The sequence below is a fragment of the Marinobacter sp. LA51 genome (assembly GCF_030297175.1).
GTDB lineage: Bacteria > Pseudomonadota > Gammaproteobacteria > Pseudomonadales > Oleiphilaceae > Marinobacter > Marinobacter apostichopi.
In genome coordinates, this window is sequence record NZ_AP028070.1 from 777,398 (window position 1) to 800,586 (window position 23,189).

The window sequence follows — 23,189 nt, forward strand, 5'->3', positions numbered from 1 at the left end:
CATGTGCGCTTGTCTCCGGCCATCCTTGGCCTGCGACGTTTTTGGAAGGGCCCACACAACGGCCACTGTCGAACCTCGAAGATATATGAGTCTAGAATCCCGCACCCTGAGTGGATCAGGCGTTCTGTCCGGTCTATAGTCAGATAACATCAGACTGAGTAGCGGGAGCCCTATCTTGGCCATCCAAGAACCTGAAAAACGTCGATTTCACCGCATTGAGTTCGATGCTCCGTGCGAGCTGCATTGTCTTGATAGCGTCTGGCCGACTGAAGTTTTGGATATTTGCCTGAAAGGCGTTCTGGTCAAGCGGCCGGAAGGGTGGGATGTGCCATTAAGGCAGCCGTGTGAGGTGACCATTCACCTGAACGATCATGAGGCGGCCATCGTGATGGCGGTGGAATTGCGGCACGTTGAAGCTCACCGGCTCGGATTCAAATGCCAGTACATTGATTTAGATAGCGCCGCCCACCTCAAGCGTCTTGTTGAGCTAAATTTAGGTGATCAGGCGTTGCTTGAGCGAGAGTTCGCCCATTTAATTGATTAATCCGGAAGGATAAGTTGACGGCTCTTTCGAGCTAGGCAGGAGCGGGTGGCTTTCCTATTTCCAAAAATGTTGTAGGCCAGGGAAGGCCGGAAACAAGTGCACATGGATGTGCTCGTAGCGGTTTTTGGAAATAGGAAAGCCACCCGTCCCGTTAACTCAAGAGCTCAAACCCCTAGAGTTCTTCCAGGGCAGACAAAGCATCACTAAGCTTGGTAACCGGAATAACCTTCATGCCTTCAATGTCCTTGCGAGGTGCATTGGCCTTCGGCACCAATGCCCGCGTAAAGCCGTGCTTGGCCGCTTCGTAAATCCGCTCCTGGCCGCTGGGCACTGGCCGAATTTCACCAGAAAGTCCTACCTCCCCGAAGATCACCAGATCCTGGGGCAAGGCGCGATCCCGGAAAGAGGATACGATGGCTGCCAACAGCGCCAAATCAGCACTGGTTTCGGCCACCTTCACGCCGCCAACCACATTCACGAAGACATCCTGATCCGACACATGCATGCCACCGTGGCGATGTAGAACCGCCAGGAGCATCGCCAGGCGATTCTGGTCCAGGCCGACCGCGACCCGACGCGGGTAGCCGCCCTGAGCCATATCGACCAGAGCCTGGATTTCCACCAGCATCGGGCGAGTGCCTTCCCAGACCACCATCACCACACTCCCGGGCGCTGCTTCCTCACCTCGGTTCAGGAAAATGGCACTGGGATTCTTCACTTCCTTGAGGCCCTGCTCCAGCATCGCGAAGACGCCCAGCTCATTAACCGCACCAAAACGGTTCTTGATGCCGCGCAGGGTGCGATAACGGCTGTCGCTGGAGCCTTCCAGCAGGATCGAGCAGTCGATCATGTGCTCAAGGACTTTTGGCCCAGCGAGGCTGCCGTCCTTGGTCACGTGGCCAACCAGAAACAGGATGGTGCCGGTTTGCTTGGCGAACCGGGTCAGGTAGGCCGCACTTTCCCGAACCTGAGATACCGAGCCCGGCGCGGACTCGATATCCGCCATGTGCATAACCTGAATACTATCGACCACCAGAATTCGGGGTTTCTCGGATTCGGCGACCTGCATGAGCCGCTCAACGCTCGTCTCAGAGAGCATCTTCAGGTCTTTGGTGGGCAGTCCCAGGCGTTTGGCGCGCATGGCAACCTGTTGCAGGGATTCCTCACCGGTCACATACAGCGCTGAAACGCTGGCCGCGAGATGGCAGACCGCCTGCAGCAGCAGGGTACTTTTACCGGCGCCAGGGTGGCCGCCCATCAGTACCGCCGAGCCCTCAACCAGCCCGCCGCCGAGCACTCGGTCGAACTCCTGCATGCCGGTGCTGATTCGGGGTTGTTCGGCCAGGCTAACGTCGTCCAGGCTCCGGATCTCCGACAGGCTGCCGGCGAACCCGTCGAAGCGGGCGCCGCGCGCGCCGCTATTATTGGCGCTAACGCCGCGAACCTCGCTAACGGTGTTCCAGGCCTGGCAGGCCGTGCACTGGCCCTGCCATTTGGAATAGTCTGAACCGCACTCGGTGCAGACATAGGCGGTCTTCGTCTTTGCCATCAGGCCAGCTTCTTGTATTTCATACGCTGGGGCACCATGGCTGAGTCGCCCTTGCGCTTCTTGTGGTCCTCATCGTACTCGCTGAAGTTACCCTCGAAGTACACCACCTCGCCATCGTCCTCGAAGGCCAGGATGTGCGTCGCTACGCGGTCAAGGAACCAGCGGTCGTGCGAGATCACCAGTGCCGCGCCCGGGAAGTTCAGCAGCGCCTCTTCCAGCGCACGCAGGGTTTCCACGTCCAGATCGTTGGTCGGTTCGTCCAGCATCAGAACGTTGCCACCCTGTTTCAGCAGCTTGGCCAGGTGCAGTCGGTTACGCTCACCGCCGGACAAATCGGCAACGCGCTTCTGCTGGTCGCTGCCCTTGAAGTTGAAGCGGCCAACGTAAGCGCGGGACGGTGTTTCGTAGTTGCCCACCTTGATGATGTCGTTACCATCGGAGAGCTCTTCCCACACGGTCTTGCTGCCGTCCAGGTCTCGCATCTGGTCGACGTAAGCCAGTTCCACGGTTTCGCCCACCACGATGTCACCGGCATCGGGCTTGTCGTAGCCGCCGATCATCTTGAACAGGGTGGATTTACCGGCACCGTTACCACCGATGATGCCAACAATGGCGCCCGGCGGCACGCTGAAGGACACATCTTCGTAAAGCAGGCGATCATCGAAGGACTTGCTGATGCCGTCTACTTCGATCACCTTGTTGCCCAGGCGTGGTCCGGGCGGGATGTAAAGCTCGTTGGTTTCGTTGCGCTTCTGGAATTCCTGGGAGCTCATCTCCTCAAAGCGGGCCAGACGGGCCTTGCTCTTGGACTGGCGGCCCTTGGCATTGCTGCGAACCCATTCCAGTTCCTGCTTGACCGCTTTCTGGTGCGAAGCTTCCTGCTTGGATTCCATCTCCAGGCGCTTTTCCTTGTTCTCCAGCCACTGACTGTAGTTGCCTTCGAACGGAATGCCCTGACCACGGTCCAGTTCCAGGATCCAGCCAGCAACGTTGTCCAGGAAGTAACGGTCGTGGGTAATGGCAACCACGGTGCCTTCGTAGTCGTGTAGGAAGCGTTCAAGCCAGGCTACCGACTCGGCGTCCAGGTGGTTGGTGGGCTCGTCCAGCAGCAGCATGTCCGGGCCGGACAGCAGCAAGCGGCAAAGTGCGACGCGGCGGCGCTCACCGCCAGAGAGCAGCTTAACCTTCTGATCCCAGGCCGGCAGGCGCAGGGCGTCAGCTGCCACTTCCATCTTGCGCTCGATGTCGTGGCCGTCGGTGGCCTGGATGTAGGCTTCCAGCTCACCCTGCTTCTTGGCCAGGGCATCGAAATCGGCATCCGGTTCGGCGTAGGCGGTGTAAACCTTATCGAGTTCGGCCAGGGCGTCGTGCACCCCGGAAACCGATTCGTCGACGATTTCCTTGACGGTTTTCTCATCATCCAGCTCAGGTTCCTGGGGCAGGTAACCAACCTGGATGCCAGGCTGTGGTCGGGCTTCGCCGATGTAATCCTGGTCTACGCCCGCCATAATCCGCAGCAAGGTGGACTTACCGGCGCCGTTCAAACCGAGCACGCCGATTTTGGCGCCAGGGAAGAAGCTCAGGGAAATGTCTTTGAGGATTTCACGCTTGGGCGGGACCACTTTGCCCACGCGGTTCATTGAGTATACGTATTGGGCCATAACAGGGTAGGTCCTCTTTAGTAATCGGAGGTAAATAAAAGGAACTTGCAGATAAGCCACGTAAGGTAGCGAAACCGGAAAACGATAGCAATTGAGGGAAAATCGCAGATTGCGGCGTGCCGGTTTCTGCGGAGGGCCTGTGAGGCCCATAAAAGATGATTTTTTACCCATTTGTAAGATAGAATAGCGGCCCAATTTTTCAGGGAGCCTGCGGAGAATTCCAAAGCTCTCCGGGCCAGTCAAGCACACAGGGGCAGCGCATCCATGTTTAATCGTGAAATGAAAATAGCCGGCTTTGATGACGAACTCTGGAACGCCATGCAGGCGGAAGAGAAACGTCAGGAAGCTCACATTGAGCTGATTGCATCCGAAAACTACACCAGCCCCCGAGTGATGGAGGCCCAAGGCAGTCTGCTGACGAACAAGTACGCCGAAGGCTACCCGGGCAAGCGTTATTACGGTGGTTGTGAGTTCGTCGACATCGCCGAAGATCTGGCCATTGAACGCGCCAAAGAGCTGTTCGGCGCTGCTTACGCCAACGTACAGCCGCACTCCGGTTCCCAGGCCAACTCTGCGGTGTTCATGGCGCTGCTGAAGCCGGGCGACACCGTTCTGGGCATGAGCCTGGCCCACGGCGGTCACCTGACCCACGGCGCCAGCGTCAACTTTTCCGGCAAGATCTACAACGCAGTCCAGTATGGCCTCAACCCGGAAACTGGCCTGATCGATTATGACGAAGTGGAAGCGCTGGCCGTAGAGCACAAGCCGAAGATGATCATTGCCGGCTTCTCCGCTTACTCCCAGGAGCTGGATTTTGCCCGTTTCCGTGCCATCGCCGATAAAGTGGGTGCTTACCTGTTCGTCGACATGGCGCACGTGGCTGGCCTGATCGCTGCAGGCGTATACCCTGACCCGGTGCCGCACGCCCATGTCGTTGCCACCACCACCCACAAGACCCTGCGCGGTCCTCGTGGCGGCCTCATCCTGGCCTGCGACGACGCTGATCTGCAGAAGAAGCTGAATTCCGCTGTCTTCCCGGGCGGCCAGGGTGGCCCGCTGATGCACGTGATTGCCGCCAAGGCGATCTGCTTCAAAGAAGCCATGAGCGACGAGTTCAAGAGCTACCAGAAGCAGGTGGTCAAGAACGCCAGTGCCATGGCCCAGGTATTTGTTGAGCGCGGATACGATGTGGTTTCCGGTGGCACCAAGAACCACCTGTTCCTGGTCAGCCTGATCAAGCAGGACATCACCGGTAAAGACGCGGACGCCGCCTTGGGCCGTGCTCACATCACCGTCAACAAGAACGCCGTTCCCAACGACCCGCGTTCACCGTTCGTCACTTCCGGTCTGCGTATCGGCACGCCGGCCATCACCACCCGCGGATTCGGTGAGTCCGAGTCCCGGGATCTGGCCGGCTGGATTTGTGACATCCTCGATAACCTCGAAGACGACGCCGTAAACGACCGCGTACGCGAGCAAGTTTCTGCTCTGTGTGCCCGTTTCCCGGTCTACGGCTAAACTACAGGCAAGATCCGCCGGCTCCGTCTGCGTATTTACGCGACCGGAGCCGGCTCCTTTCCGGAGTCTTTGATTATGCATTGTCCCTTTTGTGGTGAAGCAGATACCAAGGTGATCGACTCGCGCCTGGTGGCCGAGGGCGATCAGGTGCGTCGCCGCAGGGAGTGCTTGTCCTGCCACGAACGTTTTACCACCTTCGAAGGTGCTGAGCTGGTCATGCCCCGCGTGGTCAAGCAGGACGGGATTCGTCAGCCCTTCGATGAGGAAAAGCTGCGGTCTGGCATCATGAAGGCACTGGAAAAACGGCCGGTGAGTATCGAACAGATTGATGCGGCATTGAACCGAATCAAGTACCGGCTTCGCGCTACCGGTGAGCGCGAGGTCAAGTCGATGCAGTTGGGTGAGGAAGTGATGACCGAACTACGGCAGTTGGACAAGGTTGCCTACGTGCGGTTTGCCTCGGTTTATCGCAGCTTCCAGGACATCAATGAATTCAAGGAAGAGATCGAACGGTTGTCGGCGACCAATGGCGAGAATGCGGTAGATGTGGCCAAGGCGCTGGCCGACAACCAATCCTCGAAAGGAAACGTATGATCGACGTCCGTGACCGGACCATGATGGCGCGGGCGGTTCAGCTTGCCTGGCGCGGCCGCTATTCAACGCACCCAAACCCGCGGGTGGGCTGTGTCATTGCCCGGGGCGATGAAATTCTGGGTGAAGGCTGGCACGAACGCGCCGGTGAGGCCCATGCCGAGATTCGGGCGCTGAGTCAGGCTGGTCCGTCTGCCCGCGGGGCGACGGCCTATGTCACGCTTGAGCCGTGCAGTCACTTCGGCCGGACACCTCCGTGTGCTCGGGCCCTGATTGATGCCGGTGTGGCGCACGTGGTTGCGGCTACCAAAGATCCCAATCCGTCGGTATCCGGGCGCGGCCTGGAACTGCTGCGCGAGGCGGGTATTCAGGTCACTGAAGGTGTGCTGGCGGAAGAGGCGGCACGCCTGAATCCGGGCTTCATGAAGCGCATGAACACCGGCCGCCCCTGGGTGCGCTTGAAGATGGCGGCCAGCCTGGATGGTCGAACCGCGATGGCATCGGGTGAGAGTCAATGGATTACCGGCGCCGAGGCGCGCCAGGATGTCCAGCGTCTGCGCGCTATGAGTGACGCCATCGTTACCGGTGTCGGCACGGTGCTGGCAGACGATCCATCGCTCACCGTCCGCCGGGAAGAGTTGGGAGATATTGGCGATGCTACCGAGCCATCCCGGCAGCCGCTGCGCGTTATTGCGGATCGGGACGCCCGTACCCCGGCCTCGGCAACCATCCTGAAGGGCGGCAACGTGCAGGTGTTCTGTGCTTCGTCGACCCTGGCGACCGCGCCGGCGCAGGATTTGGCGGCCCTTGGGATAAGCATCAACGGGGTTGCCTGGAAAGATAACGGCATCGACGTGGCGGAGTTGCTGGATTCCCTGGGTGAGCTGGGCATCAACGAACTGCTGGTGGAAGCCGGGCCAACACTCGCGGGCACCTTCATCAGCGAAGGCCTGGTCGACGAACTCTGGCTCTACCAGGCGCCGGTGTTTCTGGGTAGCACCGGGCGCCCGACTGCGCACCTGCCACTGGAGTCCATGGCAGACAAAGTGCAGTGGAAAGTGCTTGATCGACGTCAGGTGGGTGAGGATCAGCGACTGATCCTGGCGCGCCAGTAATCATTAAATTCACGGTGTCCCGGCAACCCGAGGCTGCCGGCAAACCGCAAGGGTGCAAAACTGTATGGCACTGAACAGCATTGAAGAAATCATCGAAGATATCCGTCAGGGCAAGATGGTCATCCTGATGGATGATGAGGATCGCGAAAACGAAGGCGATCTGGTGATGGCGGCTGAACACTGCTCCGCCGAAGCCATCAATTTCATGGCGCGTTTCGGTCGCGGCCTGATCTGTATGCCCATGACCCGGGATCGCTGTGAACAGCTGGGCCTGCCGCTGATGGTGCATCAGAATGCCTCTGGTTTTGGCACCAAGTTCACCCTGTCGATTGAAGCGAAAGAGGGTGTGACAACCGGTATTTCCGCTGCTGACCGTGCCCGCACGGTTCAGGCCGCAGTGGCGCGGGATGCCAAGGCGTCGGATCTGGTCCAGCCGGGCCATATCTTCCCGTTGATGGCCGATCCTGGTGGCGTACTCAGCCGAGCCGGGCACACCGAGGCGTCCTGCGATCTGGCCGCATTGGCCGGATCGGAGCCGGCGGGTGTGATCTGCGAGATCATGAACGACGATGGCTCTATGGCCCGTCGGGAAGATCTTGAGCGGTTTGCCGAGGAGCACGATCTGAAGATTGGCACCATTGCCGACCTGATCCACTACCGCACCATGAATGAGCGCACCATCGAGTGCGTGGAAGAGAACACGCTGGACACCGAGTACGGTAAGTTCAACCTGCGCACCTACCGTGACAACATCCAGGGTGCCACCCACCTGGCCATGGTCATGGGTGATATCCGCGCTGAAGAGCCGGTCCATGTGCGTGTGCACATTACCGACACCCTGCGTGATTTGCTCGGCGCCCGCCGCAAGGATTCCCGCAGCTGGCCGTTGCACCACGCTCTGGAGAAAGTGGCAGCCGAGGGCCGGGGCGTCGTCGTGTTGCTGAACAGTGCTGAGGACAGCTACAACCTGGAAGACCGTATTCACGAGTTCTTTGATGAAGGGAAAGGCTCCGCTGGCAAGGGCAGCTCCGGTGTTTATTTCACCGTGGGTACCGGCTCCCAGATTCTGCGGGACATCGGCGTTGGTAAAATGCGCCTGTTAAGTCCGCCGATCAAGTTCTCCGCCATCTCCGGATTTGATCTGGAAGTGGTTGAATACGTTCCCTATACCCCTAATTGATTAACCCGGTCATGACCAACGCGTCGTGACCCGTGAAGGAGCCATGCATGGCAGATATCAAAGTAATTGAAGGTGATTTTACCCAGTGCAGCGGACGGTACGCGCTGGTCGTCGGCCGTTTTAACGGCTTTGTAGTTGAAAGCCTGGTGGACGGAGCAGTGGATACGCTGCGTCGCCATGGCATTTCAGACGATGACATTACCATTATCCGTGTACCGGGCGCGTACGAGATGCCGCTGGCGGTAAAACGCGTTGCCGAGACCTCCAACTACGACGCAATCATCGCTCTGGGCGCTGTGATTCGTGGTGGTACGCCTCATTTCGAGTATGTTGCCGGTGAAGCCTCCAGTGGTCTGGGCGCGGTTAGTCTGGAAACCGACGTACCGGTTACCTTTGGTGTGCTGACAGTGGATTCTATCGAACAGGCTATCGAACGTTCAGGCACCAAAGCCGGTAACAAGGGCGCGGAAGCGGCCATTACCGCGCTGGAAATGGTCAGCCTGTTCAAGAAGCTGGGTGAGTAATGAGCGCAATTGACGATAACACCCCACAGCCAGCCCCGAGCGGTCAGCCCAAAGCCGGCGATCGCCGCCGCGCCCGGGCCCTGGCTCTGCAGGGACTGTACCAGCGCCACTTCAGCAAGAGCTCGATTTCGGACATTGAGGCCGAGTTCATGGTTGATAACGACATGGCCAAGGTGGATCTGCTGTATTTTCGCGACCTGTTGCGGGGCGTGCACCGGGAGCAGGCCGATCTCGACCAGCTATTGGAGCCGTACCTGGATCGCCCGCTGCAGGAAGTGGATGCTATTGAACTGGCGATTGTTCGCCTCGGCGCCTATGAGTTGAAGCATCGCCTGGATGTGCCCTACAAAGTGGTGATCAACGAAGGCATTGAAATGGCAAAGCGCTTCGGCGGTACGGAAGGCCACAAGTTCGTCAACAGTGTTCTGGACAAGCTCAGCCGTCGCTTGCGTCTGGCAGAGACACGTCCCCGCTAGGGCATGGGCGAGTTTGAGCTGATTCAAAAGCATTTCCTGCCCTTAGCTCGTTCCGTGTCTAACGGTTCGCTGGTAATGGGGCCTGGAGATGACTGTGCGATTCAGCGCATTCCCGCCGGCCGTGATCTGGTGTTCTCCATCGATACCATGGTGGAGGGCATCCACTTCCCCGAATCCTATCCTCCCGAATACCTTGGTTGGCGTGCCCTCGCCGCAGCTACCAGTGACCTGGCGGCTATGGGCGCTGAGCCGGCCTGCTTTACCCTGGCACTGACATTGCCGGAGGCTGACGATCACTGGCTTACAGGCTTTGCTCGTGGGCTCGCCAATGCCAGCCACACGTTCCGATTGGCGCTGGCAGGTGGCGATACCACTCGCGGGCCATTGTCATTGAGTATTCAGGTTCATGGCACTGTGGCAGAAGGTTGTGGCTTGAGACGTTCCGGAGCGAGAGCAGGAGATTTGATTTGTGTATCTGGCACTTTGGGCGACGCGGGCGCGGCTCTGGACTACCTTGAGGAGGTCAAGCCCACCGACGACATGGCTCGTGTGCTTGAACGGTACCATCATCCGCGCCCGCGCCTCGAACTCGGTGAGTCGTTATTCGGGCTAGCAACTTCAGCCATTGATATATCCGATGGTTTGATGGCCGATCTGGGGCACATTCTGGAGGCCTCTGGGGCCGGTGCCACCATCGATCCGACCTTGATCCCGCTGTCACCTGCGTTGTCCAGGCTGAAAGGCACGAGCGCGGTGGACTACGCTTTAAACGCCGGAGATGATTACGAACTCTGCGTTACTATTCCCGAGGCGCTCTGGCAGGGCGCTTCGGAGGCAATTCGCAACCAGCTGACTGTGATCGGCACTGTGAATCAGGATGCCGGGTTACACATCAAGGATAGCCCCGGCCCGACCGACAGTCCGGGTGCAGGTTTCGACCATTTCAGGAGCAAGGCATGAGTCAGGACGATTTTCCCGAACCGGATTTGCCGCAGGCGTTGTTGCCGCCGGGCTTTTTGAAAAATCCGGTACACCTCCTGGCGTTTGGTTTTGGCAGCGGGGCGGCGGCAAGGGCGCCGGGAACCTGGGGCAGTCTGGCCGCCATCCCTTTGTGGTACACCTTCGCATGGCTGCCAGGGCCGGTTTACTGGGGCATTGTCCTGGTGGCCTTTCTGGTGGGTATCTGGCTGTGTGGCCAAACCGCGCGGGATCTGAAAGTTCATGATCACGGTGGCATTGTCTGGGACGAGTTCGTCGGTATGTGGATTGCCCTGGGCCTGTTTCCGGAGCAGATAGTCGGGGTCTTGCTGGCATTTACCCTGTTCCGGCTGTTTGATGTCCTGAAGCCATGGCCGATTAACTGGCTGGATGATCGTCTGCCCGGAGGGCTGGGAATCATGGTGGATGACGTGGTGGCAGGGTTGATGGCGATGCTGTCCATGCTCGCCATTGATCGTTGGTTGTTGCCGGTCATTGTCTGAGCCGGCGTTTGCCCTGATGGGCAGTTCAGTGCAGCGACTGTTCCTCTGGTAGCAGTCTCACAACGTGCAGGAACCTGCGGAGACCGGTTTCGGCACGCTCCCTGGATGCGAAAGGACCACTGTCGAAGCCTTCCCGAGTGGTAAAGTACCATTTGCTGCCGACGCAGAAGAACCGGCTACTTCTAAAGGGAACGGGCCCGGCTTCTCCCGATCTGATTTGGGTATCCATAACGTCTCCTGTGCCCGCTGCCGACCGATTTGCATCGTTCGCAACGTTTCTTTGGCCGATCTGTATAAAATTAATCCAATTCCGCCGAAATTCAACACTTTTTTACAATCTCACGGTATCAGTCGCTATTAAGATCGGCAAAATCGCCGACGGTTCCGGTGTGGCTGATTGGGCGAGATGGCTTGCCCTGGCTGGGCGCACTCGTCAGAATGCCATCAAACGGGTGCTAACCTCAGGGCCTTTTCCCTTCACATCAAGGAGATTTCATGGGTATCACGCAAGCTTCATCGTCTCAGCCGACCTTTGGTCGTTCAATCAAGCGAGTTTCGCGTTCACTGGTGGCGAGTGTTCTGGTGGTCGCGCTGGCCGGCTGTGCGTCTTCTATGACGCGGGTAGAGACCTGGGAAGGGGAGCCGGAAGAAGCAAGCCAGGCTTCTACGCTGAAGGCCCCCGGTGCCATTAAGGTAACCCAGGTTAACGGCCGCAATATGAGCAGCTTCCTGATGGACGATCTGGCACTGGACTTCGCCCTATTGCCTGGTGAGAACGAAGTAGTGTTTACCCACAAGACTATCTGGGCCAAGTCTGGTGTGGTTGAGAATGGCGAATCAAAGGTGCACGTGTACCTGAGTGAACCCCAAGTTGTCCGATTCAATGCCAGGCAGGACGAGGTGTATCGCTTTAGTTTCCCTGACCCGAAATCCCGCGCCGAGGCCGAGCAAATGGCCGAGACGTTCATGGCCACAGTCGTCAACGAAGATGGTCAGGCGGTAGCGACCTCTCAGGTATGGGCGCCTGAGCTCGCCTCTGACCGCACGCCTATTCCTGCTAGCCGTGCGGTCGATTCAGCCGATGAGAATGCGCTGGAGAGACTCAAGGCGGTTTGGGCAACGGCCACCGAAGACGAGAAGAAAGCTTTCCTGCGCTGGGCTTTTGAATAACGGCCCATAGCAAGACTCCGGCCTGCCCTTGGGTGGGCCGCTAGCTCTCTCCCCCTCATCAGGCGCGAAAGCGGTGCAGCGCCTTTTTCAGAACCCCTTCCAGTGCGGTCAGTACATCGTCAGCCAAGGTTTGGCGTGATGAGGCCACATCGTCTTCTGAGTCTTCCTCCGGTTCCAGTGAGTTCGCTGCCGTCTCGATAGCGTCCAGGCTTTCCTCAACATAGCCCGCCAGGGAGGCGCCATCTGCGACCACGTCCGGGCACAAGGTAAAGTTCAACGTGAGACTGCCCTGGTAGCTGACCGCGACGATCACCAGCCCCATGCTGTCGAACAATGGTGCGGTGTTGTACTGCTGGACCAGTCGCGCGCCCTGCAGGTACAGCGGAACTTGGGGGCCCGGAACATTGGTGATGGGGAGATTGAACGCGGGCTGGTAGCGCTGAGCTATCTGCAGTTCCGAGTACAAGCGGGCAGACAACGCCAGCATGGTTGAGGGCAGCAGTTCGGTCAGTCGATCGGCGGCAATGGCTTCCCGGTAGGGTTCCGAGGCAACCGCATTCCAGTGAATTCGGCGTATCCGCAAGGCTGGGTCCGACTCACAGGTGGACAAATCCAGCAGCATCGCCGACATCTGGTTGCCGGTAGCCCTGCGCAGGCTGTTGGAGCGAACCGAAATTGGGGTCATGGCGATCAGCGATTTCCGGGTGTCGGCCTTGTGATCAACGCTATACCGGCGAAGGGTTTCGGCACACAGGCCCAAAACCACATCATTGAGCGTGACGTCCCCCAATGTGGCTTTGATTGCCTTGAGCCGTGCCAGGTCGACATTGGCAGAGACAATTTGCCGATTGGCCGTGATCTGTCGGTTGAACGGACTGTGTGGTGCAGAGAACAGCGGGAAAGGCATAGGGAGCTTGCGCAACTGCTTATGGATCAGGCCTCGTGCCGTGGCCTGGGCGGCATTAACCGCCAGGGCGGTAAATTGCACCGGTGTTCTCAGGATGTTGGCGCCGGCCTGGAGCATGACGCGCTCTTCCGATGGTGCAGGGCGCGGTTGCCAGGGGCGTGGAGCATGGATTGGACGGGGTTCCGGGGTATATTCCAGCAGATTGCTCAGGATGTCCTCGCCGCTGAAGGCGTCGATGGCAGCATGGTGCAGTCTCACGATAAGTGCGAACCCCTGACTGTCGGGATCATCGTCGTTCAGTCGGAAGCCATCCACAAAGGTGATGTGCCAAAGTGGCCGGTCCCGTTTCAGAGGCTCTTCCAGGATCTTCGATGCCAGAGTCATCAAAGTATCCCTTTGCCCGTGTTCCCCCAGGTTGACGTAGGCCAGGTGGCGCTCGATGCTGAAGTCGGGATCGTCAATCCAGTAAGGGCGACCCAGGCGAATGGGGATTTCCTTTAACCGCTGGCGGAAGACCGGGACCACATGCAGTCGGCTTCGGAGGTAGGCGATAAAAGTGCTGAATCCCAGGGGCGCTTTCTGCTCACTGGCATCGAACAGGTAGATGCCACCAATGTGCATGGGCGTGGTCTCTGATTCCAGGTACAGGAACGAGGCATCCAGTTCCGACAACTGCCGCATTAATAAACTCCCTTGGCGCTAAAGTCCGCTGATTATACGCGAACCGAGGGGTTTTCCCGTTGGCTCTGCCGCCAGGATCCTGACTCTACCTCAGTCACAATATCTTGGCCCGGTTTAGTTGGCGAGCCATTCCTTGATAGCGACATCGTTGGTCAATCGATCCCAGAACCACATCAGCGCCTTGCCTTGATCGTCCGCATGCCGGGCTGCATGCAGCATGATTGGCGATCTGGGCTCGTGCACTTTTTTGGTGATGAGGCTGCCACGCTCGAGTTGCTCCCGAATGCGGGGTAGAGGCAGCCATCCGACCCCAAGGCCGGATTCCTGGATCGCAATTTTCTGGTCGATGTTGGCAACCGTCAGGGTGCGTTGGCGCCGGAAAATGCCGGCATGACCGGGCGGGAGCGAGCGCGAGGTATCGGCTGCCACCGCCGCCGGGTATTCGGTTATATCGTCCTCAGTCAGGGCCTCGCTGGTTTTCGCCAACGGATGGTCGGGGGCGACCGCAAACACGAAGGGTATGGTGCCCAGGGCTTGGGTGGTGAAATTGCCGGCGGGTTTGCTGGATTGGTCGGCGCCGAGAATCAGGTCGACGCGGCGGTCCTGCAGGGCATCCCAGGAGCCAGCAAATACCTCTTCGACAATCTGCACATCAACCGGCACGCCCAGCGCGTAGAACTCCCGAACTGCCGGGAACAGGCAGGTTGCCGGTAGCAGCGAGTTGAAGCCAATACGCAGGCGCGTTTCCCAGCCCTGGGCGACCTGTTTGGTGGTATGGGCAAGATTCTCCGCCGCCTCCAGAAGCGTGCGGCCTTCCTCGAGCAGGTAGCGGCCGGCCGGTGTCAGGCTGGCGCGGTGTCCGCTGCGGTCGAAAATGGCAACGTTGAGGTCTTCTTCCAGCTTCTGCACGGTGTAGCTGATGGCCGAGGGCACCCGGAACAGCTCATTGGCGGCGCCGGCAAAACTGCCTTTGCGGTCAATGGCGTCGAGAACTTTAAGCGCGTCGATGGTGATGGCTGTGTGCATGTTCGAAATATCTGAAGTTGTTGGCCAGAAATGCTTGTTTGAGAGGGTAGCAGGGTACTCGTTATTCTTCTCGTTAAATGTAGATGGGCCCTTTGGCAATTAATTGTAAACGGGCGGTCACGATCAGAAATTTTAACGGGAGTGTATCGATGGGTCTTCTTGTAGACGGCAAATGGCACGACAAGTGGTACGACACTGATAAGACTGGAGGTAAATTCGAGCGAGAAGCCGCGCGCTTTCGTAACTGGGTCACCGCAGACGGAACACCGGGGCCTCAGGGTGAGGGTGGCTTTCAGGCCGAGTCCGGCCGCTACCATCTGTATGTCTCCATGGCCTGTCCCTGGGCACACCGGACCCTGATTTTCCGTAAGCTCAAGGGGCTGGAGCCGCACATCGCCGTGTCCGTCGTGCATCCTGATATGGTCGAGAACGGCTGGGAATTCCGACCGGATGATGAGAGCCACCGGGATCACCTGTACAACAGCCTGTTTATGCATCAGCTCTACACCCGGGCTGCACCCACCTATTCTGGCCGGGTGACGGTGCCGGTGCTTTGGGATGCCCACCAGCAAACCATTGTCAGTAATGAGTCGGCGGACATCATCAGAATGCTGAATTCTGCTTTCGACGGCCTGGATGGGGTCAAGGCGGAGCTGGACTTCTACCCGGCTGAGCTTCATTCAGACATTGAGGCTGTCAACGAACGGGTTTATCGCACCGTCAACAATGGGGTGTACAAGGCTGGCTTTGCGACTGCGCAGGATAAATACGAAGAGGCTTATGCTGAGCTGTTCCGGACGCTGGATTGGCTGGAGGATCGGTTGTCGACCCAGCGCTATCTGGTAGGTCGCCAGCTGACCGAGGCCGACTGGCGGTTGTTCACAACCTTGATCCGGTTTGATGCGGTTTACTTCAGTCACTTCAAATGCAATCGCCAGCGGATAGCTGATTTCCCAGCTCTGTCAGCCTACGTGCGGGATTTGTACCAGGTGCCGGGTGTGGCTGAAACCGTGGATCTGGAGCAGATCAAACGCCACTACTACGTCAGTCAGCGCACCATTAACCCGACCCAGGTGGTTCCGGTCGGTCCCGAGGTCGAGCTGGATGCTCCCCATGGCCGGGAAGTACTTAGCTAACCCGGGCCACGGCGACTTCGGTAAGTAGGGTGAGTGCGGTCTTGTGGCTGGAGTCGGCAAGGCAGGATAGGCATTCGCTGGCCTGCGCTGCCTCGGCTCGGGCTCGCGCCATGGTGTATTCCAGGGCACCAGTGTTCTCGACAACGGCCAAGATCTGGGACAGGTCGTCCAGGCCGCCTTTGCGAATGGCCTGACGGATGAGTTGTCGCTCTTCGTCACTGCCATTGGCCATGGCGTGAATCAGTGGCAGCGTGGCCTTGCCTTCTGCCAGGTCGTCGCCAACGTTTTTGCCCATGGTGTCGGCATCGCCACGGTAATCCAGCACGTCGTCCACTAATTGGAATGCCAGGCCCAGGTGTTTGCCGTAATCCTGCAGTGCCTTTTCCTGCACTTCGTTGGCGCCGGCCAGCAGGGCCCCGGAGTGGGATGCGGCTTCGAACAGCATGGCGGTCTTGTTGTGAATGACCTTCATGTACTGTTCTTCGGTGAGATCCGGGTTCTTGACATTCATCAGCTGCATCACTTCGCCCTCGGCAATGACCGCGGTGGCGTGTGAGAGCACGTTCATGATTGGAAGGCTTTCCAGCTCCACCATCATCTCGAACGCCCGGGCGTAGAGGAAATCCCCTACCAGAACGCTGGGTGCATTCCCCCAGCGGGCATTGGCGGTGCTCCGGCCCCGGCGCATGTCCGAGGTATCGACCACGTCGTCATGGAGCAGGGTGGCGGTGTGCAGGAACTCGATCACCGCGGCCAGTTTCAGGTGATTGCTCCCGCTGTAGCCGGCGGCCTGGCTGGAAAGCAGTACCAGCAGGGGGCGCAGGCGCTTGCCACCGCTCTCAATAATGTACTGGGCAATCTTTTCCACCAAGGGAACGTCTGATGACAGCCGCTGGATGATCAGTTCGTTGACGCGGCTGAAGTCGTCGGCCACGGTGTCGTAAATGCGCTGGGCTGTCATGCGGCTTGTTGATCCCTTATTACTATTTGATGGCCGCTGTTAGATGAAAGCGGTCAGTGATATTTCGGGCAGGTCGCGGCAATGCTAGGTATTGCTGCCTACAGTGTCAACTTGGCTTGTATTGCGCGACACCTTTTCGTACAATCACGCGCCCAACTCATCCCAACCTGCGCTCCCTGCTATAGGGTTGCCAAAGAGCTTCCCTTAGAACCAGGTGGATAAGAGCAGGGATGGGTCAATCGCGGAGAAGGTTAATGTACGCAGTTATTGTTAGCGGTGGTAAACAGCACCGTGTAAAAGAAGGCGAAACACTGAAGCTGGAAAAGCTGGAAGTTGAAACTGGTGGCAACGTTGAGTTCGATCGCGTTCTGCTGGTCTCCGACGGCGACAAGGTTCAGGTAGGTGCGCCGGTTGTAGATGGCGCCAAAGTGACTGCGGAAGTGGTCAGCCACGGTCGTCACGACAAGGTTCAGATCATCAAGTTCCGTCGTCGGAAGCATTCCATGAAGCGTCAGGGCCACCGTCAGTGGTTTACTGAAGTCAAGATCACGGGTATCAAGGGCTGAGGCTCTCGAATTACCCCTTAGAGAAGGAGGCTGGTAATGGCTCACAAAAAAGCAGCAGGTAGTACCCGTAACGGTCGCGATTCCGAGTCGAAACGACTTGGTGTGAAGCGCTATGGCGGCGAAAATGTATCTGCAGGCAGCATCATCGTTCGTCAGCGCGGAACTCGTTTCCACGCTGGTAACAATGTAGGCATTGGCAAGGACCACACCCTGTTCGCGAAAGCGGAAGGTCAGGTGAAGTTCGAGGTCAAAGGCCCGCAGAGCCGTAAGTTCGTGAGCATCGTTCCTGCTGCGTAAGCAGCGGCGATCCGGTTCTGTCGAACCTTAGGCGGCCCTGATATCATCAGATATCAGGGTTGCCAGGAGCCCCGCAAAGCTTCCTAGAGGCTGCGGGGCTTTTTAGTTTATGCGCGAAGCGCAAAGGGTTTATCAATGAAATTCGTAGACGAAGCCACCATCATCGTTGAAGCTGGAAAAGGCGGGCATGGTTGCCTCAGTTTTCGGCGCGAGAAATACGTGCCAAAGGGCGGTCCCGACGGCGGCGACGGTGGTGACGGTGGCTCCGTGTATCTGGAAGCCGAAAGTGCGCTGAATACGCTGATCGACTATCGGTTCCAGCGTAAGCACAAGGCTCAGAATGGTCAGCCTGGTTCGGGTCGTAATTGTACGGGCAACAAGGGTGAAGATCTGGTATTGCCGGTGCCCGTGGGAACCACCGTGGTGGATATGGATACCCATGAGGTGCTGGGTGATCTGACCCGTGCCGGCGAACGTCTGAAAGTGGCCCAGGCCGGCTTTCATGGCCTTGGCAATACTCGTTTCAAGTCGTCGGTGAACCGGGCGCCCCGGCAGACTACCAAGGGATCCGAGGGTGAGCTGCGAAATCTCCGTCTTGAGCTGAAAGTGCTGGCGGACGTTGGTCTTCTTGGTATGCCCAATGCCGGCAAGTCGACGTTTATCCGTTCGGTCTCGGCGGCGCGGCCCAAAGTTGCCGACTATCCGTTTACCACGCTGGTGCCCAATCTTGGTGTGGTCAGCGTGCAGGCGCATCAGAGTTTCGTGATCGCCGATATTCCCGGCTTGATCGAAGGTGCGGCAGAGGGTGCTGGTCTTGGCATTCGTTTCCTCAAGCACCTGGTTCGTACTCGTTTGCTCTTGCATCTGGTGGATGTGGCTCCCTATGACGGCTCCTCACCGGTTGAGGCAGTGCGTGCGATCGAGCATGAGCTGGAGAAGTTCAGTGAAACACTGGCCGAGCGTGAGCGCTGGCTGGTGCTGAACAAGGTGGATATGGTCGCCGATGAAGATCGCGATGCCCACTGTCAGGCTATCGTCGACGAGCTGGGCTGGAAGGGGCCGGTGTTCTGGATCTCCGCGCTCAGCGGTGAAGGCACCAAACCGCTAACCCAGGCCGTTATGCGCTGGATAGAACAGCAGGCCGAGGAAGAGACTCAGAATCCTGAGGTGGCTGAGCGCGAAGCTGCTCGCCAGCGCCGGATGGATGAGGAGGCTCGTGTTCGGATCGAAGCGGAGCGCCAGGCGCGTCGTGCGGCCCGTCAGGACGACGATGATGATGACGACTTCGATGACGATGATTACGACGTCGAAGTGGTCTACGCCCCCGAGTAATTGAAGAGAGTTTCACGGATCATGAGTGAGCGCACCCATCTGCGTCGGGCCAAGCGCCTGGTCATCAAAATCGGAAGTGCCCTGCTGACCAACGACGGCAAAGGTCTGGATGTGGCCTCGTTGGGATTGTGGGTCGATCAGATTGCCGGTTTGATTGAAGAGGGTGTGGAGGTTGTGATCGTGTCCTCCGGCTCCGTGGCCGAGGGCATGAGCCGGCTCGGTTGGAAAGCGCGGCCGCAACACTTGCATGAGCTCCAGGCCGCAGCTGCCGTGGGGCAGATGGGGCTGGTGCAAACCTGGGAAGCTCAGTTCCGGCGCCATGGTTTGCATGCTGCACAGATTTTGCTGACTCACGACGACCTCTCCGATCGCAAGCGCTACCTGAACGGTCGCAGTACTTTGCGAGCGCTTCTGGACCTTGGCGTAGTGCCGATCGTGAATGAAAACGACACGGTGGTCACCGACGAGATCCGGTTTGGCGACAACGATACCCTCGGTGCGCTGGTTGCCAACCTGATTGAGGCCGATGGCCTGATCATCCTGACGGATCAGCTGGGTTTGTTCGATAAAGACCCGCGCAAGCACTCCGATGCCTCACTGGTAGCTGAGAGCAAGGCCGGTGATCCGGCGCTTGATGCCATGGCTGGCGGTGGTGCCGGTGCGCTCGGGCGCGGTGGCATGTTGACAAAGGTTCGTGCTGCCCGGCTGGCGGCCCGTTCCGGTGCCTTTACGGTTATCGTTGGTGGGCGGATCGAAGGCGTGATTACCCGCCTGCGTCAGGGCGACGTGGTAGGCACACTGCTGCTGCCAGAACAGGGAAGGGTTGCGGCGCGCAAGCAGTGGCTGGCGAGTCATCTGCAAACTCGCGGCAAGCTGAGTCTGGACGACGGTGCGGTCAAGGTTGTCTGTCTGGGTGGTCGAAGTTTGCTGCCGGTTGGGGTTCGTGAGGTTGTTGGTCAGTTTCGTCGGGGCGAGATGGTGTCCTGTGTCGATGCGACGGGCAAAGAGGTTGCCCGGGGGCTGGTCAATTACGACGCGGATGAGGCCAGGGCGATCGCCGGGCGCTCCAGTGATCGGATTGCCGAGGTGTTGGGGTATGTCTCAGGTGACGAGATGATTCATCGGGATAATCTGGTTCTCGTTTAAAGCCCGAATTGCAAACATAAAAAAACCGGCCAGTTGGCCGGTTTTTTCGTTTCCGAAGAGAATTCCGCTTACGCGCTCTTCAGGGACTTGATCTTGGCACTCAGGCGGCTCTTATGACGAGCGACTTTGCTTTTGGCAAAGATGCCTTTGTTGACCATGCTGTCCAGAATCGGCTGAGCCTGCTTGAAAGCGGCCTGGGCTTCATCATAGTTGCCGGACTCAATCTTGGTCTGGATCTTTTTCATGTAGGTACGAGCCATAGAACGCAGGCTTGCGTTGTGCTTGCGGTTCTTCTCGTTCTGACGTGCGCGCTTTTTGGCTTGCGGGGTATTTGCCACCGTAAAACTCCTGAAAATCTCAAATTCGTTGCTGAATGATTCGTTACATCGCGGGCGCGCCAAAACCAGCGCGTCGAAATAAATGACGCGGAACTATGCCGCTGAAACCCTGAAATGTCAAGACCATTGGTCATTTCATCGCCCAGTCATCCCCCGGCACGAGAGGCCTGTGCTAAACTCGCCGCTCATTGGGTGAGGGTGTCCGGGCCGAGCTAGTAGTTTCCGAGACGCCTTGCCGTATCGCCGTCTAACGCCAGATCAGTACCTGCATGTCATCGGAACCCGAAACCAAGACCGAGCAAAAACGCCTGCCAAAGGCCCCTGGACTGTTACGTTCCTCCGGGCTCGTTGGTGCCATGACCATGCTGTCCCGAGTGCTGGGCCTGGTCCGGGACATGGTCATAGCCCGTTATTTCGGTGCGGGCGCCGGTGCGGACGCTTTCTTTGTGGCGTTCAAGATCCCCAATTTCCTGCGCCGTCTGTTTGCTGAAGGTGCCTTTTCCCAGGCGTTTGTGCCGGTGCTGTCCTCCTATCGTGAGCATCAGCCGGTGTCGGAGGTGAAGCGACTGGTGGATGCGGTGGCGGGTTCACTGGGGCTGATTCTGTTGGCCGTCACCCTGGTGGCTATGCTGGGCGCCCCCGTGCTGACGGCAGTCTTTGCGCCCGGCTTCCTTGAGGATGAGGTTAAGTTCGCCCTGGCCAGCGACATGCTGCGCATCACTTTTCCGTATCTGCTGCTGATCTCATTGACGGCGTTTGCCGGTGGCATACTGAACAGCTACGACCGGTTTGCGGTGCCCGCCTTTACCCCGGTTCTGCTTAATCTGGCGATGATTGGCGCCGCCATTTACCTGACGCCGTTGATGGCCGAGCCTGTTATGGCGCTGGCCTGGGGTGTGTTCATTGCCGGTGCCCTGCAGCTGTTCTTCCAGCTGCCGTTCCTGGCGCGCCTGGGCCTGTTGCCGCGTCCCCGGGTCGATTACCGGCACGAAGGGGTTGGCCGTATTCTCCGGTTGATGGCGCCGGCGCTGTTCGGGGTATCGGTAAGTCAGATTAATCTGCTATTGGATACCGTGCTGGCATCGTTTCTCCAGACCGGCAGTGTGTCCTGGCTGTACTACTCGGATCGGCTGTCGGAGCTGCCTTTGGGTGTGTTCGGCATCGCCATTGCCACCGTCATCTTGCCCAGCTTGTCCCGCAAACATGCGGCGGAGTCGGCAGATCAGTTTGCGGCCACCCTCGACTGGGCGGTGCGTGCCGTCCTGCTGATTGGTTTGCCGGCCGCGGTGGCTCTGGCACTGCTGGCGGAGCCTCTCATTGCCACCTTGTTCCACTACGGCGAAGTGACTGATCGCGATGTGTTGATGTCGGCCCAGAGTCTGCGTGCTTATTCCGCCGGCCTGCTTGCGTTCATGGTAATCAAGGTTTTGGCGCCAGGGTTCTTTGCCCGGCAGGACACCAAAACCCCGGTCAAGATCGGTGTGATCGCCATGGTGGCCAATATGGCCTTCAACCTCATGCTGGTGATTCCGCTGGCCCATGCCGGCCTGGCGCTGGCGACTTCCTTGTCGGCCTGGCTCAATGGCTACCTGCTCTGGCGCGGGTTGCGCAAGCAGGGGGCCTGGCGTAGCCAGCCCGGGTGGGGGCGTTTCTTGCTCCAGATTGTCAGTGCGAACCTGGCGCTGGCCGCAAGCATTGTCTGGCTCAAGGCGCCCGTGAGCGATTGGCTGGCGGCCGGTGGCTTCCAGCGAGCTTCTGATATGGCGGTGCTGGTTGGCGTTGGCGTGGCGGTTTACTTCCTGGTGCTGGCGTTGACCGGGGTGAGGGTAAGACATTTCCGCCAGAGGTAAGGTATAATCGCGCGTTTTCTCACCAGTGATCCCCGGTCCGGCAAAACCACGCGTGTTTGCCCTGGATGATGCGGGGAGCTGAAAGCCAGCTGGCAATTGAAGGTTCGCATTGCATGCGTCTGATCCGAGGCCTGACCAACCTGACTCTGCTGTCCCGGCGTGAGGATTCTCCTCTTGCTGGTGGCTGTGTCGCGACCATTGGAAATTTCGACGGAGTGCACATCGGGCACCGGACCATCCTGGAGCAGGTCAAAGAGAAAGCGGCCAGTCTGGGACTGCCGTCGGTGGTCATGGTTTTTGAGCCTCAGCCGAGAGAGTTTTTTCAGGGCAAAGAGGCGCCTCCAAGGCTGATGTCGTTCCGGCAGAAATTTGAGGCCCTGACGGCGGCGGGTATTGATTACGTCCTGTGCCTGCATTTCAACAGCCGATTCCGCCGTTTGACCAGCCGTGAGTTCATTGATGCCGTTCTGGTCAATGGCCTGGGCGTGCGCCATCTGGTGGTGGGTGATGACTTCCGCTTCGGCTGTGACCGCACCGGCGATTTCATGTTGCTGCGGGAGGCTGGCGAAAGCCAGGGGTTCACGGTAGAGAATACCCGCACGGTCACCATCGATGGTGAGCGGGTGAGCAGTACCCGGATTCGCGACCGGCTGGGCCTGAACCGACTGGCCGAAGCGGAAGCGCTTCTGGGCCACGCCTACCGGATCACCGGTCGCGTGGTGTACGGGCGTCAACTCGGGCGCGAAATCGGGGCGCCAACAGCCAATATTCTGCTTAAGCGCATGGCGCCCCTGAAGGGCGTTTACGTCGTCAGCACGACGCTTGATGACGGTTTGACCTACGATGGCGTCGCCAATATCGGCCTGAGGCCAACGGTGGATGGCAAGCAGCCGGCGCTGGAAGTGCACCTGTTTGACTTTGCTGGCACACTCTATGGTCGCCAAATCGACGTTGTGTTTCGTGAGGCCCTGCGCGAGGAGATCAAATTCGGCTCCGTGGACGCGCTGAAAGAGCAGATCGCCAACGACTTTGACGATGCCCGGGACTGGCTGTCCAGGAACGGATCCTGTTGTACAGCGCATTGAAAACCGGCGGCTTCGGCCCACACATTAGTGATTACTGACCCAAACTGACCAAAAG

Annotated in this window: 24 protein-coding genes; 17 read left to right on the plus strand and 7 right to left on the minus strand. The window is 58.7% G+C overall.

Annotation, left to right across the window (positions count from 1 at the left end; all coding sequences use genetic code 11):
* The first annotated feature begins 175 nt into the window (after window positions 1-175).
* Window positions 176-544 (plus strand): PilZ domain-containing protein, encoded by a 369-nt coding sequence (locus tag QUE89_RS03515; protein WP_286221861.1) that lies wholly within the window; start codon window positions 176-178, stop codon window positions 542-544.
* A 172-nt stretch (window positions 545-716) separates the two neighbouring features.
* On the opposite strand, the gene radA is transcribed toward QUE89_RS03515, so the two are convergent.
* Window positions 717-2,093, minus strand: coding sequence for a DNA repair protein RadA (gene radA, locus QUE89_RS03520; protein ID WP_286221862.1), 1,377 nt, complete (start codon window positions 2,091-2,093; stop codon window positions 717-719).
* The gene (gene ettA, locus QUE89_RS03525; RefSeq protein WP_286221863.1) at window positions 2,093-3,754 is read right to left on the minus strand and encodes an energy-dependent translational throttle protein EttA; all 1,662 of its coding nucleotides are present in this window, start codon (window positions 3,752-3,754) and stop codon (window positions 2,093-2,095) included. The genes radA and ettA overlap by 1 nt, the downstream gene beginning before the upstream one ends.
* Before the next feature lie 264 nt (window positions 3,755-4,018).
* On the opposite strand from ettA, the gene glyA reads away from it, so the two are divergent.
* From glyA to QUE89_RS03565, 8 genes are all read left to right on the plus strand, one after another.
* The gene (gene glyA, locus QUE89_RS03530; RefSeq protein WP_286221864.1) at window positions 4,019-5,272 is read left to right on the plus strand and encodes a serine hydroxymethyltransferase; all 1,254 of its coding nucleotides are present in this window, start codon (window positions 4,019-4,021) and stop codon (window positions 5,270-5,272) included.
* 75 nt (window positions 5,273-5,347) lie between these two features.
* A complete protein-coding gene (nrdR, locus tag QUE89_RS03535) occupies window positions 5,348-5,866 on the plus strand; it encodes a transcriptional regulator NrdR (RefSeq protein ID WP_286221865.1) in 519 nt (172 codons plus the stop codon).
* Window positions 5,863-6,978: a bifunctional diaminohydroxyphosphoribosylaminopyrimidine deaminase/5-amino-6-(5-phosphoribosylamino)uracil reductase RibD gene (gene ribD / locus QUE89_RS03540; RefSeq protein WP_286221866.1), complete on the plus strand. Its 1,116-nt coding sequence runs from the start codon at window positions 5,863-5,865 to the stop codon at window positions 6,976-6,978. The genes nrdR and ribD overlap by 4 nt, the downstream gene beginning before the upstream one ends.
* A 64-nt stretch (window positions 6,979-7,042) precedes the next feature.
* Window positions 7,043-8,158, plus strand: coding sequence for a bifunctional 3,4-dihydroxy-2-butanone-4-phosphate synthase/GTP cyclohydrolase II (gene ribBA / locus QUE89_RS03545; RefSeq protein ID WP_138441930.1), 1,116 nt, complete (start codon window positions 7,043-7,045; stop codon window positions 8,156-8,158).
* Between the two features lie 47 nt (window positions 8,159-8,205).
* A complete protein-coding gene (ribH, locus tag QUE89_RS03550; protein WP_247845719.1) occupies window positions 8,206-8,682 on the plus strand; it encodes a 6,7-dimethyl-8-ribityllumazine synthase in 477 nt (158 codons plus the stop codon).
* The gene (gene nusB, locus QUE89_RS03555; protein WP_203301778.1) at window positions 8,682-9,158 is read left to right on the plus strand and encodes a transcription antitermination factor NusB; all 477 of its coding nucleotides are present in this window, start codon (window positions 8,682-8,684) and stop codon (window positions 9,156-9,158) included. The genes ribH and nusB overlap by 1 nt, the downstream gene beginning before the upstream one ends.
* A 3-nt stretch (window positions 9,159-9,161) precedes the next feature.
* Complete coding sequence (gene thiL / locus QUE89_RS03560) at window positions 9,162-10,118, plus strand: thiamine-phosphate kinase (protein WP_286221867.1); 957 nt, start codon at window positions 9,162-9,164, stop codon at window positions 10,116-10,118.
* On the plus strand, window positions 10,115-10,639 hold the full coding sequence (locus QUE89_RS03565; protein WP_286221868.1) for a phosphatidylglycerophosphatase A family protein: 525 nt from the start codon (window positions 10,115-10,117) through the stop codon (window positions 10,637-10,639). The genes thiL and QUE89_RS03565 overlap by 4 nt, the downstream gene beginning before the upstream one ends.
* A gap of 25 nt (window positions 10,640-10,664) precedes the next feature.
* Here the strand turns inward: QUE89_RS03565 and QUE89_RS03570 are convergent, their stop codons facing one another.
* Window positions 10,665-10,868, minus strand: a complete 204-nt coding sequence (locus tag QUE89_RS03570) for a DUF6316 family protein (RefSeq protein ID WP_286221869.1) — start codon at window positions 10,866-10,868, stop codon at window positions 10,665-10,667.
* A 266-nt stretch (window positions 10,869-11,134) separates the two neighbouring features.
* Between QUE89_RS03570 and QUE89_RS03575 the strand changes: the two genes are divergently transcribed.
* On the plus strand, window positions 11,135-11,809 hold the full coding sequence (locus tag QUE89_RS03575) for a DUF2057 family protein (protein ID WP_286221870.1): 675 nt from the start codon (window positions 11,135-11,137) through the stop codon (window positions 11,807-11,809).
* 58 nt (window positions 11,810-11,867) lie between these two features.
* Here QUE89_RS03575 and QUE89_RS03580 read toward each other — a convergent pair whose 3' ends face one another.
* Window positions 11,868-13,397 (minus strand): wax ester/triacylglycerol synthase family O-acyltransferase, encoded by a 1,530-nt coding sequence (locus tag QUE89_RS03580; protein WP_286221871.1) that lies wholly within the window; start codon window positions 13,395-13,397, stop codon window positions 11,868-11,870.
* A gap of 114 nt (window positions 13,398-13,511) precedes the next feature.
* Window positions 13,512-14,423, minus strand: a complete 912-nt coding sequence (locus QUE89_RS03585; RefSeq protein ID WP_286221873.1) for a LysR substrate-binding domain-containing protein — start codon at window positions 14,421-14,423, stop codon at window positions 13,512-13,514.
* 149 nt (window positions 14,424-14,572) lie between these two features.
* Here QUE89_RS03585 and QUE89_RS03590 point away from each other — a divergent pair, with 149 nt between their 5' ends.
* Window positions 14,573-15,559: a glutathione S-transferase family protein gene (locus QUE89_RS03590; RefSeq protein WP_286221874.1), complete on the plus strand. Its 987-nt coding sequence runs from the start codon at window positions 14,573-14,575 to the stop codon at window positions 15,557-15,559.
* On the opposite strand, the gene ispB is transcribed toward QUE89_RS03590, so the two are convergent.
* Complete coding sequence (gene ispB, locus QUE89_RS03595; RefSeq protein WP_286221875.1) at window positions 15,552-16,520, minus strand: octaprenyl diphosphate synthase; 969 nt, start codon at window positions 16,518-16,520, stop codon at window positions 15,552-15,554. The two genes, QUE89_RS03590 and ispB, sit on opposite strands and share 8 nt — an antisense overlap.
* 254 nt (window positions 16,521-16,774) lie before the next feature.
* On the opposite strand from ispB, the gene rplU reads away from it, so the two are divergent.
* The 4 genes from rplU (at window position 16,775) to proB (ending at window position 19,861) form a co-directional block, all read left to right on the plus strand.
* Entirely contained in the window at window positions 16,775-17,086 is a 312-nt protein-coding gene (gene rplU, locus QUE89_RS03600; RefSeq protein ID WP_041341647.1) for a 50S ribosomal protein L21, read from the plus strand.
* A 36-nt stretch (window positions 17,087-17,122) separates the two neighbouring features.
* Window positions 17,123-17,383, plus strand: a complete 261-nt coding sequence (gene rpmA, locus QUE89_RS03605; RefSeq protein ID WP_041341649.1) for a 50S ribosomal protein L27 — start codon at window positions 17,123-17,125, stop codon at window positions 17,381-17,383.
* Between the two features lie 135 nt (window positions 17,384-17,518).
* Window positions 17,519-18,715, plus strand: coding sequence for an Obg family GTPase CgtA (cgtA, locus tag QUE89_RS03610; protein WP_286221876.1), 1,197 nt, complete (start codon window positions 17,519-17,521; stop codon window positions 18,713-18,715).
* A 21-nt stretch (window positions 18,716-18,736) separates the two neighbouring features.
* Entirely contained in the window at window positions 18,737-19,861 is a 1,125-nt protein-coding gene (proB, locus tag QUE89_RS03615; protein ID WP_286221877.1) for a glutamate 5-kinase, read from the plus strand.
* A gap of 68 nt (window positions 19,862-19,929) precedes the next feature.
* Here proB and rpsT read toward each other — a convergent pair whose 3' ends face one another.
* A complete protein-coding gene (rpsT, locus tag QUE89_RS03620) occupies window positions 19,930-20,199 on the minus strand; it encodes a 30S ribosomal protein S20 (protein ID WP_286221878.1) in 270 nt (89 codons plus the stop codon).
* 269 nt (window positions 20,200-20,468) lie between these two features.
* Between rpsT and murJ the strand changes: the two genes are divergently transcribed.
* Both murJ and ribF read left to right on the plus strand, forming a co-directional pair.
* Window positions 20,469-22,049, plus strand: coding sequence for a murein biosynthesis integral membrane protein MurJ (gene murJ / locus QUE89_RS03625; protein ID WP_286221879.1), 1,581 nt, complete (start codon window positions 20,469-20,471; stop codon window positions 22,047-22,049).
* A gap of 113 nt (window positions 22,050-22,162) precedes the next feature.
* Window positions 22,163-23,134, plus strand: a complete 972-nt coding sequence (ribF, locus tag QUE89_RS03630) for a bifunctional riboflavin kinase/FAD synthetase (RefSeq protein ID WP_286221880.1) — start codon at window positions 22,163-22,165, stop codon at window positions 23,132-23,134.
* Window positions 23,135-23,189 lie beyond the last annotated feature (55 nt).

What these genes read in the sequence shown, in the direction of transcription:
- ispB (WP_286221875.1), bottom strand. Translation starts at nt 16,520, where the DNA reads ATGACAGCCCAGCGCATTTACGACACCGTGGCCGACGACTTCAGCCGC.
- QUE89_RS03590 (WP_286221874.1), top strand. Translation starts at nt 14,573, where the DNA reads ATGGGTCTTCTTGTAGACGGCAAATGGCACGACAAGTGGTACGACACT.
- murJ (WP_286221879.1), top strand. Translation starts at nt 20,469, where the DNA reads ATGTCATCGGAACCCGAAACCAAGACCGAGCAAAAACGCCTGCCAAAG.
- thiL (WP_286221867.1), top strand. Translation starts at nt 9,162, where the DNA reads ATGGGCGAGTTTGAGCTGATTCAAAAGCATTTCCTGCCCTTAGCTCGT.
- ettA (WP_286221863.1), bottom strand. Translation starts at nt 3,754, where the DNA reads ATGGCCCAATACGTATACTCAATGAACCGCGTGGGCAAAGTGGTCCCG.
- glyA (WP_286221864.1), top strand. Translation starts at nt 4,019, where the DNA reads ATGTTTAATCGTGAAATGAAAATAGCCGGCTTTGATGACGAACTCTGG.
- nrdR (WP_286221865.1), top strand. Translation starts at nt 5,348, where the DNA reads ATGCATTGTCCCTTTTGTGGTGAAGCAGATACCAAGGTGATCGACTCG.
- QUE89_RS03575 (WP_286221870.1), top strand. Translation starts at nt 11,135, where the DNA reads ATGGGTATCACGCAAGCTTCATCGTCTCAGCCGACCTTTGGTCGTTCA.
- QUE89_RS03570 (WP_286221869.1), bottom strand. Translation starts at nt 10,868, where the DNA reads ATGGATACCCAAATCAGATCGGGAGAAGCCGGGCCCGTTCCCTTTAGA.
- ribD (WP_286221866.1), top strand. Translation starts at nt 5,863, where the DNA reads ATGATCGACGTCCGTGACCGGACCATGATGGCGCGGGCGGTTCAGCTT.
- ribBA (WP_138441930.1), top strand. Translation starts at nt 7,043, where the DNA reads ATGGCACTGAACAGCATTGAAGAAATCATCGAAGATATCCGTCAGGGC.
- radA (WP_286221862.1), bottom strand. Translation starts at nt 2,093, where the DNA reads ATGGCAAAGACGAAGACCGCCTATGTCTGCACCGAGTGCGGTTCAGAC.
- ribF (WP_286221880.1), top strand. Translation starts at nt 22,163, where the DNA reads ATGCGTCTGATCCGAGGCCTGACCAACCTGACTCTGCTGTCCCGGCGT.
- ribH (WP_247845719.1), top strand. Translation starts at nt 8,206, where the DNA reads ATGGCAGATATCAAAGTAATTGAAGGTGATTTTACCCAGTGCAGCGGA.
- QUE89_RS03580 (WP_286221871.1), bottom strand. Translation starts at nt 13,397, where the DNA reads ATGCGGCAGTTGTCGGAACTGGATGCCTCGTTCCTGTACCTGGAATCA.
- QUE89_RS03585 (WP_286221873.1), bottom strand. Translation starts at nt 14,423, where the DNA reads ATGCACACAGCCATCACCATCGACGCGCTTAAAGTTCTCGACGCCATT.
- cgtA (WP_286221876.1), top strand. Translation starts at nt 17,519, where the DNA reads ATGAAATTCGTAGACGAAGCCACCATCATCGTTGAAGCTGGAAAAGGC.
- nusB (WP_203301778.1), top strand. Translation starts at nt 8,682, where the DNA reads ATGAGCGCAATTGACGATAACACCCCACAGCCAGCCCCGAGCGGTCAG.
- rpmA (WP_041341649.1), top strand. Translation starts at nt 17,123, where the DNA reads ATGGCTCACAAAAAAGCAGCAGGTAGTACCCGTAACGGTCGCGATTCC.
- rplU (WP_041341647.1), top strand. Translation starts at nt 16,775, where the DNA reads ATGTACGCAGTTATTGTTAGCGGTGGTAAACAGCACCGTGTAAAAGAA.
- QUE89_RS03565 (WP_286221868.1), top strand. Translation starts at nt 10,115, where the DNA reads ATGAGTCAGGACGATTTTCCCGAACCGGATTTGCCGCAGGCGTTGTTG.
- proB (WP_286221877.1), top strand. Translation starts at nt 18,737, where the DNA reads ATGAGTGAGCGCACCCATCTGCGTCGGGCCAAGCGCCTGGTCATCAAA.